Source organism: Mediterraneibacter agrestimuris, from assembly GCF_943193195.1.
GTDB lineage: Bacteria > Bacillota > Clostridia > Lachnospirales > Lachnospiraceae > Schaedlerella > Schaedlerella agrestimuris.
In genome coordinates this window covers 28,266-39,834 of record NZ_CALPDG010000022.1, presented here as the reverse complement: position 1 = coordinate 39,834, position 11,569 = coordinate 28,266, and the positions used below count along the sequence as shown (strand labels likewise).

The window sequence follows — 11,569 nt, the reverse complement described above, 5'->3', positions numbered from 1 at the left end:
GGATGAAATATGCATTGATCGGATGTGGCAGAATTGCTGAAAATCATATAAAGGCGGCAATTGAGAATAATCTGGAATTAACTGCAGTGTGTGATATTGATGAAGAGCATATGGAGGAACTTTTATGCAAGTTTCATCTGGAACATGATACAGATATTTTACGTTATTGTGATTATAAAGAGATGCTTTTTGAACATCCAGAACTTGAACTATGCGCGATTGCAACAGAGAGTGGTCTTCATGCGCAGATTGCGCTGGATTGTATGGAATCTGGAGTAAATATCATGATAGAGAAACCAATTGCAATGAATATGGAAGATGCAGAGAAAATTATCCGGAAAAGTGAAGAACATGGGATAGTGGTGTCCGTATGCCATCAAAACAGATTTAATGAGGCCATACAGGCAGTGCGCCGCGCAAGAGAGACAGGAAGATTCGGGAAACTAAGTCATGGGGCAGTTCATGTCCGCTGGTTCCGGGACGAAGCATATTATAAGCAGGCTCCATGGCGCGGTACATGGAAATTGGATGGGGGATGTCTGATGAATCAGTGTATTCATGGAATTGATCTGTTGGTCTGGCTGATAGATGCAAAACCTGTCAGAGTATATGGAGTGACTCGTCAGCGGCAGCATCCTTATCTTGAGGCGGAGGATGCAGGAATGGCAATTGTAGAGTTTGAAAATGGAGTGATTGCTGAAATCGAGGGTACTACTAATATCTATAGAGATGATCTGGAGGAATGCCTGTTGTTTTGCGGAGAGAAAGGAACTGTGAAAATCAGCGGCACATCGGCAAACCGGGTAGATTATTGGGAATTTGCAGAAGGAGATAATACGGACAGAGAGATAAAAACACTGGATGAAAGAACCATTAATATCTATGGAAACGGACATGGGCGGTTGTATGCGGACGTCATATCTGCAATAAAAGAACACCGACAGCCTTGTGTAGATGCTAAAGCCGGGCGGAACGCACTGGAAATTGTCCTTGCAATTTACAAAAGCCAGAAGACAGGAAATCCGGTGGAACTTCCTTTGAAAAATTTCTCAAGTGAGGATATGGAAACAGTAAAATTGGTATGACATGACAGAAAGAACGGAAAGGTGACAAGGCAGAGTCACTTGACCGTTCTTTTTGTTTATAGCAGACTACTCAGGATTCTCCTGCAGTAATACGTCAGGATCTAATAATAGTTTAGAATCTTCTGTTGGGATTTTTAAAGTAATGGAAGTTCCTGAACCATATTTGCTTTTGATTAGTATCTGAGCATGGTTTCCATATCTTAAGGACAGACGTTTTGCGGTATTCAGAAGACCGATATGCCGGATTTCCTGTTCTGGAATGGAATCGGAGCACAGTCGTCTTTTTAGTTTTTCAAGAGTTTCTTTGTTCATGCCGGCTCCGTTGTCGGAGACGGTGAAGATGAGATGGTTTTCCACACGTTTGATGTGGACCTTAATATGACCTTTTCCGCCTTTCGGTAAAAATCCATGCTGAATGCTGTTCTCAATAATCGGCTGTAAAATCAAGCGGAGAGTTTTTTCTTGCAGGATATTGTCATCATATTGAAAATCTGTCGTAAACTTATTAGGATAGCGAGTCATTTGGATTTGCAGATAATTACGTGTCTGCATAATCTCTTCCTCTAAAGGTACCATGACAAATGGGTTGCGGAGTGAGTAGTAAAGCATGCTAGACAGAACATCTATCATTTCGCTGACTTTGTTTGGACCATCGGTCAGAGAACAGGACATCCAGTATATATTTTTTAGTGTATTTACTAGAAAATGAGGATTAATCTGAGCCTGTAAAGCCTGTAATTCCAACACTTTCATATGAAATAGCCTTTCTGACACAGCGAGGCGCATGTATCGCTGTTCGATAAATGTTTTAATCAGAGTGTCTGTTAATATGGTATATTCGTCCTGCATATACATCGACCGGGTTGGCGGAAGCGGCTCTTCAGCTTCGGCAGCCTCAAATAACTGCATAATACTTTTCATCTGCCGGTAATTCCGATAAGTAAACAGAACGGCTAAGAGCATACCAAGCAACAGACAAAGCAGTAAAACAATCCAAAAAGTAGACTTAATCTGAGTGGACAAAAGATACAGAGATTCTTGAGGGACAATAGCCAGATAGGTCCAGTTGAGTTGATCAGAAGCCAGTCTGTGGATATTATAAGGCTTGCCCTCTAGATGGACAGAAAAAGTTTCATCTTTTTGTTCCATTATAGTACTCAGATCTATGTTGTTCTCGAAAGGGCAGAGGTCATTTTGAAATGCAACCTCTCCGTTTTCATTCAGTACGACAATGTATGGTGTACTTTCGGAAGTACTGTTTGTATAGAATCCATCCTCAATATATTGAGGAAAGAGATTCATAACGATGACACCGGGACGAGATACAGTACGACGATATATAGAGACTACAGATGTAGATGCTCCTACAGAAGATGGATAAACATCACGGATTTCTGTCCAGAGATGTGTATCAGGATTCTGATTCTGATAACTTTCAATCCATGCGGTATCAGTAGCATTTTTCACAGATTTAACCCCCTCTCTGAACGAAAAGAAACGTTCAGATGAATAGTCAAAATAAATGTAGACACTCTGAATATACGGTCTGGATATGGATTCTGAGGAGGCAAATGCCTGAATGATGCTGAGAGCCTGAGTCGTTGCGTAGGAGGATCCTTTTTGCTGCAGGCATTGATCAAGTTGAAAACCAATCTCACTGTTCAGATCAAAAGAAAGAGAAAGCTGATCGATTTGGTTCAAAATTAGATCCGTATTGAAACGAATCTGTTGAAGATAAGCATAATTTGCGCTTTCTGAAGTATTTCGGAGCTGGTTCTGGGTAATCGAAATTGTAACGATAAAAAACAACAGCAGCGGAACAATGAGCGCTACGATAATAAGCAGGAATGTTTTTAAAAATGTACGAGGTCTCATAATTATTTTTTTGCATGTACGATCAGCGGCGCTTTTCCGTTCCTGTAATCTCTGGGACTGATTCCAAAATAATCATGGAAAGCCCGGGAGAAGTTTTTGACGTATTTGTATCCCAGCGTTTCACTGATTTCATAGATTCTGTTGTGAGGGTCATTCAGAAGTTTTTCTGCCTCTTGCATTTTAACATCTAAGAGAAAATCAGAAAAATTCTGGTTTGTCAGTTCTTTAAATAATCTGCTGACATAATTTGGTGACATATACACTTTGGATGCCACAGAATTCAGATCCGCAGTGGCATAATTATCATATACATATTGTCGGATCTCATTCAAAATCTGAGCATCTCTTGTGTGAAGATTTTTCTCGGAGTCTGAATCTGCCGGATGAAACAGAGAAGACTGCTGGGCTATAGACTTGTCCAGTTCGTTTTTTATTTCGTGAAATATATGCAGCAGTTCTGTAGAAGAGGCAGATTTTAAAATGTATTGTATGACATTAAGTGAAATGGCTTTTTGTGCAAATTCAAAATCTTTGTGTGCAGTCAGGAAACATACCTTTACAGAAGGAAACTCTTTGCGGATTAATTCGGCAAGTTCGATTCCGTTTATAACAGGCATCATAATATCGCACAGGACAAGATCTACATGATTGTGATGTAGAAAATCCAATGCTTCACGACCATTCTCTACCTGTCCGGCTACAGTAAAACCAGCGGCATTCCATGGGAAATATTTGCAGAGTCCATTACGGATCTCATATTCGTCATCTACGATTAAAATTTGGTACATGGTTTGTGCTCTCCTTGAAAAATACAAATTAATTATACACTAATACATATTAAAATAAAAGAGGAAAGAAGTTGAAAATGTTTAGTGACAATTTGGTGGAATCAGGATATAATCAAGCATAAAAGATTAGGACAGGAGAATAACGGATATGCAGAGAATTGCAAAGTTTCATAAAGTAAGCGAAGAACAGTTTCAAAAGGACTGGATGGATACATTTGGCGAAAATGGAGATGATATCCATGGGATTTATGAGGATATCAAGCTGCCGAAACGGGCAACCGCAGGTTCGGCGGGATATGATTTTTTTGCTCCGGTGAAGATTATCCTTGTGCCGGGAGAGACAATTAAGATTCCGACAGGTATCCGGGTAGAAATGGAAAACAACTGGGTTTTGAAGTGTTATCCAAGAAGCGGACTGGGTTTTAAATACCGCCTGCAGCTTAATAATACGGTTGGAATTATTGACAGTGATTATTTCTTTTCTGACAATGAGGGACATATGTTTGCAAAAATTACAAATGACAGCAATGAAGGAAAGAAGGTTGAAATCAAAGCGGGAGATGGCTTTATGCAGGGAATCTTTGTGGAGTACGGGATTACTATGGACGATGATGCGGCGGATGTGCGAAACGGAGGATTCGGAAGTACTACAAAGTGAGTATGGAAGTCAGTATAGTGTTGTAAGAACAGAGCAGAATATTTTCTAAAATAGGGGATATACTATCTCACAGTAAGCAGAATTTCTGGCAGAAAATTGCAGGTAATACGTAATTTAAAGAAATGTAGTGTATGTCAGAGATTTTTTGGAAAGGATAGGATTCCCATGATTAAAAAGAATGAGAAAAAAGTCAGTTCGTTATTTGAGGAGAACATTGCATACATGGAACAGGTGCTTCCTGTCAAAGATAGTTTTGATATTGTGCGCCGGGATATAGAGATCGGCGGGAGAGCGGCAGTGTTTTATTTCATTGATGGATTTACAAAAGATGAATCCATGCTGAAGATCATGGATTCTTTTTTTGGAGTGAAAGAAGAGGATATGCCTGTGGATGCAACTACATTTGCCAGAAGGTATGTTCCTTATGTGGAGGTGGACGTGCTGCAAAGTTTTGATGAGGTACTCCGCAATGTGCTGTCAGGCGCAACATGTCTGTTCATCAGCGGATATGAGGTGTGTATTGCCATTGACTGCCGCACATATCCGGCTAGAAGTGTGGACGAACCGGATAAGGATAAGTCTTTAAGAGGTTCCAGAGATGGATTTGTAGAAACGATCGTTTTTAATACAGCATTGATAAGACGACGTATTAGGGATCCGCATCTTGTGATGGAAATGGTTGAGGCGGGGCAGACTTCCCGGACGGACATTGCCGTATGCTATATGAAAGACCGGGTGGATCAGGCATTGCTCGACAATCTGATGAAACGAATAAAGTCGCTGGAAATTGATGATCTGCGGATGAATCAGCAGAGCCTTGCAGACGCTTTGTTTAAACGAAAATGGTTTAATCCGTTTCCCAAATTTAAGTTTACAGAACGCCCGGACACGTCTGCAGCCTGTCTGCTGGAGGGAAAAGTTGTGATTCTGGTGGACAATTCTCCATCGGCGATGATACTGCCAACGTCTATTCTGGATATGGTGGAAGAGGCGAACGACTATTATTTTCCAACGATTACGGGAGTATACTTGAAGTTTTCCCGCGCGCTGATCACAATCGGAACTGTTTTTCTGACTCCGCTATATCTGTTGTTTATGCAGAATGTGGACTGGGTGCCGGATATGTTCCAGTTTACGATTGTAAGGGAACCGGTTTATGTGCCTTTGATCTGGCAGTTCCTTATACTAGAGCTTGCCATTGACGGTTTGCGGCTTGCAGCGCTTAATACGCCCAGTATGCTCAGTACGCCTCTCAGTGTAATTGCAGGTCTTGTGATGGGTGAGTTTTCAGTATCCTCCGGCTGGTTTAACAGTGAGATTATGCTGGGAATGGCATTTGTAGCGGTTGCGAATTATACGCAGCCCAATTTTGAACTGGGTTATGCCTTGAAATTTATGCGTCTGATGCTTTTGGTTTTGACTGCCTGTCTGAATTGGATCGGATTTGCCGTGGGATGTATACTGATCGTTTGTTTCTTGGCATTTAATAAAACATTGTCAGGACGGAATTATCTGAATGTTAAATTAAATTAGAATTTTAATCAATGTGGGAGACCGGAAAAAATTTTTTAGGACTCCCACAGTTGTTTCATTTTGTGTTATACTTACTATCGGACCATAAAAGAAAGGGTGAAGGGAATATGGTGAAAAATGATGAAAGACTGGGAAATGCACCTCTTGGAAAGCTGATGTTTAGTATGGCGCTTCCTACGGTGGCAGCTCAGGTGATCAACGTATTATATAACATTGTAGACCGGATTTATATTGGACATATTGAGGGATACGGGCAGATGGCTCTGACGGGAGTAGGGGTTACATTTCCGATAATCATGGTCATCTCTGCATTCGCTGCATTTGCGGGGACGGGCGGAGCGCCCTTGGCGTCCATTCAGCTGGGGAAGAAGAACTATGATAAGGCAGAGCAGATTCTAGGGGCATCGGCGATGATGCTATTATGTTTCTCGGTTGTACTGACAATCTTTTTTTCTATATTTAGAAATCCGATATTATATGCATTTGGTGCAAGTGATAATACAATCGTATATGCGCGGGAGTACATTACAATTTATCTGATGGGTACGATTTTTGTACAGTTTGCACTTGGATTGAATACCTATATCAGCGGACAGGGCAACACAAAGATTGCGATGTTTTCCGTACTGATAGGTGCGGTAACCAATATCATTCTGGATCCGATTTTTATATTTGTATTACATATGGGAGTTCGCGGCGCGGCTCTTGCAACAATTATATCTCAGGCACTGAGTGCAGTGTGGGTGGTTCGTTTTCTGACCTCCAAAAAGAGTGTGATCCGAATTCGCAGGAAGTATTTCCGGCTTGATAAAACGATTGTCAAAAATATTGCCGGACTTGGTATTTCTCCGTTTATTATGCAGAGTACAGAAAGTCTTGTAATGATCACATTAAATTCAGGACTACAGAAATACGGCGGCGATCTATATGTAGGAACGATGTCAATTATGACAAGCGTGATGCAGCTTGTGATGATTCCGACACAGGGAATCTCACAGGGAGTACAACCGATTATGAGCTACAACTACGGCGCTGGGAATCTGGAGAGAGTCAAAGGTGTGTTCTACCGTATGGCGGCAGTTTGTCTGACAATGACAATGATTTTCGGAGGAATGGCAGTGTTGAAACCGGAAATTTATGTGTCTATATTTAGTAACAATGAAGATCTGATAGCATTGACTTGCAAATATATGCCAGTTTATTTTCTTGCAATTACTATATTCGGTATTCAGATGAGCTGTCAGACGGCGTTCCTTTCTCTTGGACAAGCAAAGGCGTCTCTGACTCTTGCGCTGCTGCGCAAGGTGATTCTTTTGATACCTCTGGCAATTATCTTTCCTAAATTCATGGGGGTGGCAGGCATTTACCGGGCAGAACCAGTGGCGGACTTTATTTCAGTGACGGTATCGGTTATATTATTTATAACAGTACAGCGCAAGACTTTGCATCAGCAGCAAAACCCGTAAGAAAAATTTTGCGAAATGATACAAAAGGTGGTATGATATACCAGTAATTATTAATTTATGAAATATATGGAGGCAGGGAAATGAGAGAATATATCATTACAGTAAACAGTACAGTAGACTTGCCGAAGGTTTGGCTTGAAGAGCGGGAAGTTCCTGTGATTCCACTGAAGTATACAATTGATGGGGAAACTTATACAGATATGGAAGGACTGACTTCAAAAGAATTTTTTGACAAGCTGCGTGACGGTAAGATGGCAACGACTTCTCAAATCAATCCGGAGGAAGCGAGAGAGTACTTTGAACCATTTTTGAAGGAAGGAAAGGATGTGCTCCATCTCGGATTTTCTTCTGGACTGAGCGGAACACTTAACAGTATGAGAATTGCTGCAGAAGAGTTGAAGGAAGATTACCCAGAGGCAAAGATTTATATTATTGATACATTATGCGCATGCATGGGAGAAGGTTTACTTCTATACTATGCCTTGAAACAGAAGGATGCAGGGAAGAATATTGATGAAGTGGCAAAATGGGCAGAGGAGAATAAACTTCATATCTGTCATAATGTAACTGTAGACGACTTGCATCATCTGCACCGCGGAGGACGTGTGTCTAAGACCGCGGCAGTGCTTGGTACAATGGTGCAGATCAAGCCGGTCATTCACATGGATAACAACGGCTGCCTTCAGGTAATTGGGAAAGAACGGGGACGTAAGAAGGCTCTGAATAAGATTGTAAGCATGGCGGCAGAACAGATACAGGGCTGGGAAAATGATATGGCGATGATCACACATGGAGACTGTATAGAAGATGCTGAATATGTAGCAAAACAGGTTCGTGAGAAGCTGGGAATTCAGGAGATATTGATCAACAATATTGGAACGGTAATCGGAAGTCATACAGGACCGGGTGTTGTGGCAGTCTTTGTTATGGGAAATGCCAGATAGAACAGATACAAACAGATGAAAGAATGAATGGAAAATCATGTGAAGTAAAAAATACCATCGGACAAGCTGAGACTGTTTGTACGATGGTATTTTTGTTGTCAAACATGTGGTAAAACGGTTCGTTGGACTTTTACATTTTTGTCCATTACAATCAATATTGCCTTAAACCGGAAAAGCCATATTACAATACATATAAGCCCATTGCGTTTAACACAGAACTGATCAAGATTGCTACAAGGATAACAGGCGCTACCCATTTGATCACAACAGTAAATAGTGTTTTAGCTGTAAACTTAGCTCCTTCAGCTTCCGCCTCTTCGATAATCGTCTTAGGTTTGATTATAAAGGCTACAAAGAAGCAGGTCAGAAGAGCAACGATCGGCATCAGGATACTGTTACTGATAAAGTCATATGCATCCAGAATGGACATTCCTAATGGCTGGATAAAATCCCAGATACCGAATCCCAGGGAAGATGGAATACCCATCAGCAATATATATACAAATACGATAATACTTGTCAGCTTTCTTGACCAGTGGAAACGGTCCATTAAAATGGAAACAATGGTTTCCATCAGTGAAATAGAAGAAGTTACGGCTGCAAGGAACACAAGGACAAAGAATAACGTTCCGAATAGTCCGCCCAGCGGCATGCTGTCAAATACTTTTGGCAGTGTGATAAATACCAGTCCAGGTCCGGCATTTAATTTGGTAGCATCTCCGCCGGAAAATGCAAATACGGCAGGAACGATCATCAGTCCTGCAAAAAAAGCGATGGCGGTGTCGAAAAATTCAATCTGACGGACAGAACTTTCCAGTCTGGTCGCTTTTTTCATGTAGGAACCATAAGTAATCATAATACCCATAGCCAGTGACATGGAATAAAAGAGCTGTCCCATGGCTGCAAGTAATGTTTTCAATGAAAAATCAGACATATGAGGCATGATGTAATATTTGACACCATCCCATGCACCGTCAATTGTCAGTACATAGAGAGAAATACCAATTGTCAGAACTACCAGTACCGGCATCATAAACTTGCTGACTGTTTCGATGCCCTTTTCCACACCGAGAATAACAACAATAGCAGTAAAGGTGACAAACAGGGCAAACCAAAGGAGTGGTTCTCCTGTTTGACTGATAAATCCGGTGAAGTAGGCATCGTCCGAAGCAGCATGTGTCTGTCCGGAGATAAATACGATAAAATATTTAATAACCCATCCGCCAATTACGGAATAGTAAGGCAGAATCAAAATTGGAACAAGGGCAACCAGTACTCCGATGAAGCTGTATTTTTTGTCCAGGACAGCAAATGCACCGATGGCGCTGAGTCTTGTTTTACGTCCGAGAGCGATTTCGGCAACCATCAAAGCAAATCCGAATGTGACCGCCAGTATCAGGTAGCAGAGCAAAAATGTTCCGCCTCCGTACTGAGCCGCCAGATATGGGAAACGCCAGAGATTTCCGAGTCCGACTGCAGAGCCCGCCGCTGCCAGGATAAACCCGATTTTACTTGTAAAGTTACTTCTGTTATTTTTCATTAGTAGCTCCTCCGATTTTTGAAAAATTAATTTAAATCCCTATTGACTTTTGAACTTGTCATCTGATACGATTTTGTGTGACTTATAATAGGTATAGACATTAAAAGTATATTTTAGAAAAATTTTTTCTTTCATATAATTTAATTGCACGAAACGCAATCATTATATCACATCTTTTTATATAAAGAAAGAAAATATAAAAAGTTTTAAAAATTAATAAATTCATATTGACACTATGAATGGGATATGGTATAGTACACAAAGCGTGAAGCGAAAAAGAAAGTAGAGTAACCACTCTCACCGCAGCATAATTGGGTGACTTCGGTTTATACAGATATCATACCGACTGTTCTAGCGGCAGTCTGTAAGGGTAGATTGTGCGAGTGGATATTACATCACTCGTTTTTTTATTTTCTTTACGCTGCAGGACCTAAAAGGAAATTCAGGATGACGGAGGTATACGACAATTAGCGATTTTATGATTAATGAGCAGATCAGAGATAAAGAAGTGCGTCTGATCAGCGAGAGTGGGGAACAGTTAGGAATTATGTCTGCAAGGGATGCTTATAAGATGGCACAGGAAGCAGAACTGGATCTTGTCAAGATTGCGCCGACAGCAAAGCCGCCGGTATGCAAGATTATTGATTACGGTAAATATAAGTATGAACTGACAAGAAAAGAAAAAGAGGCTAAGAAAAAGCAAAAAACTGTTGAGATTAAAGAAGTACGTTTATCACCGAATATTGATACCAATGACCTGAACACGAAGATGAATAATGCGAAGAAGTTCATCTCAAAGGGCAATAAGGTCAAGGTTACACTGCGTTTCCGCGGCAGAGAGATGGCGCATGTTCATCAGAGCAGGCATATTCTGGATGATTTTGCAAAGCAGCTTGAAGATGTAGCATCTGTAGAGAAGCCGGCAAAGCTGGAAGGTCGGAATATGAGCATGGTTTTAACTGTAAAACGTTAAAAATATTTGTGGATTTTAATCCGCAGGCACAAGCACATTAAAGGAGGAAATCATTATGCCAAAAATTAAAACAAATAGAGCGGCAGCAAAGCGCTTCAAAGTAACAGGTACAGGAAAGCTGAAAAGAAATAAAGCTTATAAAAGCCATATCTTAACAAAGAAGACAACTAAGAGAAAAAGAAATCTTAGAAAGTCTACAATTGCAGATGCAACAAATGTAAAGAACATGAAAAAGGTATTACCATATCTGTAAGAATCGGTTAAGAGAAGGAGGAGCTTGAAATGGCAAGAATTAAAGGCGGAATGAACGCAAGAAAGAAACATAATAGAACATTGAAACTCGCAAAAGGATATAGAGGAGCACGTTCCAAACAGTACAGAGTAGCAAAACAGTCTGTAATGCGTGCACTGACATCTGCATATGCAGGAAGAAAGCAGAGAAAACGTCAGATGAGACAACTCTGGATCGCTCGTATCAACGCAGCAGCAAGAATGAATGGAATGTCTTACAGCACATTTATGCATGGTCTGAAGCTGGCTGGTATCGATATGAACAGAAAGATGCTTGCAGAGCTTGCAGTAAGCGACAAGGAAGGTTTTGCATCACTGGTTGAAGCTGCAAAGACTAAACTTGCTTAATGAAGTAGAATATGTTGGAAAAGCAGTATTACTGTGCACAGTAGAAAAGCAGTTCATCTGAACTGCTT

At 40.8% G+C, this 11,569-nt stretch carries 11 protein-coding genes; 8 read left to right on the top strand and 3 right to left on the bottom strand.

All coding sequences use genetic code 11. The annotated features are described in order from the left end of the window. The first annotated feature begins 2 nt into the window (after positions 1-2). On the top strand, positions 3-1,085 hold the full coding sequence (locus NFS18_RS11460; protein ID WP_251390230.1) for a Gfo/Idh/MocA family protein: 1,083 nt from the start codon (positions 3-5) through the stop codon (positions 1,083-1,085). Between the two features lie 66 nt (positions 1,086-1,151). Here NFS18_RS11460 and NFS18_RS11455 read toward each other — a convergent pair whose 3' ends face one another. Then, complete coding sequence (locus NFS18_RS11455) at positions 1,152-2,960, bottom strand: sensor histidine kinase (RefSeq protein WP_251390228.1); 1,809 nt, start codon at positions 2,958-2,960, stop codon at positions 1,152-1,154. Positions 2,961-2,962: 2 nt separating this feature from the next. Then, positions 2,963-3,748, bottom strand: a complete 786-nt coding sequence (locus NFS18_RS11450) for a response regulator transcription factor (RefSeq protein WP_251390226.1) — start codon at positions 3,746-3,748, stop codon at positions 2,963-2,965. 148 nt (positions 3,749-3,896) lie between these two features. On the opposite strand from NFS18_RS11450, the gene NFS18_RS11445 reads away from it, so the two are divergent. The 4 genes from NFS18_RS11445 (at position 3,897) to NFS18_RS11430 (ending at position 8,349) form a co-directional block, all read left to right on the top strand. Beyond that, complete coding sequence (locus tag NFS18_RS11445; protein WP_251390223.1) at positions 3,897-4,406, top strand: dCTP deaminase/dUTPase family protein; 510 nt, start codon at positions 3,897-3,899, stop codon at positions 4,404-4,406. A 165-nt stretch (positions 4,407-4,571) separates the two neighbouring features. Beyond that, positions 4,572-5,939: a spore germination protein gene (locus tag NFS18_RS11440; protein ID WP_251390221.1), complete on the top strand. Its 1,368-nt coding sequence runs from the start codon at positions 4,572-4,574 to the stop codon at positions 5,937-5,939. 107 nt (positions 5,940-6,046) lie between these two features. Next, entirely contained in the window at positions 6,047-7,405 is a 1,359-nt protein-coding gene (locus NFS18_RS11435; RefSeq protein ID WP_251390219.1) for an MATE family efflux transporter, read from the top strand. Positions 7,406-7,485: 80 nt separating this feature from the next. After that, a complete protein-coding gene (locus tag NFS18_RS11430) occupies positions 7,486-8,349 on the top strand; it encodes a DegV family protein (protein WP_251390217.1) in 864 nt (287 codons plus the stop codon). Positions 8,350-8,530: 181 nt separating this feature from the next. On the opposite strand, the gene NFS18_RS11425 is transcribed toward NFS18_RS11430, so the two are convergent. Continuing rightward, the gene (locus NFS18_RS11425; protein ID WP_251390215.1) at positions 8,531-9,889 is read right to left on the bottom strand and encodes a sodium-dependent transporter; all 1,359 of its coding nucleotides are present in this window, start codon (positions 9,887-9,889) and stop codon (positions 8,531-8,533) included. A gap of 478 nt (positions 9,890-10,367) precedes the next feature. Between NFS18_RS11425 and infC the strand changes: the two genes are divergently transcribed. Genes infC through rplT form a run of 3 tightly spaced genes read left to right on the top strand, consistent with a single transcriptional unit; the run spans position 10,368 to position 11,501 of the window. Further along, entirely contained in the window at positions 10,368-10,862 is a 495-nt protein-coding gene (infC, locus tag NFS18_RS11420) for a translation initiation factor IF-3 (RefSeq protein ID WP_251390213.1), read from the top strand. A 55-nt stretch (positions 10,863-10,917) separates the two neighbouring features. Continuing rightward, entirely contained in the window at positions 10,918-11,115 is a 198-nt protein-coding gene (gene rpmI / locus NFS18_RS11415; protein ID WP_251390211.1) for a 50S ribosomal protein L35, read from the top strand. Between the two features lie 29 nt (positions 11,116-11,144). Further along, the gene (gene rplT, locus NFS18_RS11410) at positions 11,145-11,501 is read left to right on the top strand and encodes a 50S ribosomal protein L20 (RefSeq protein ID WP_251390209.1); all 357 of its coding nucleotides are present in this window, start codon (positions 11,145-11,147) and stop codon (positions 11,499-11,501) included. Positions 11,502-11,569 lie beyond the last annotated feature (68 nt).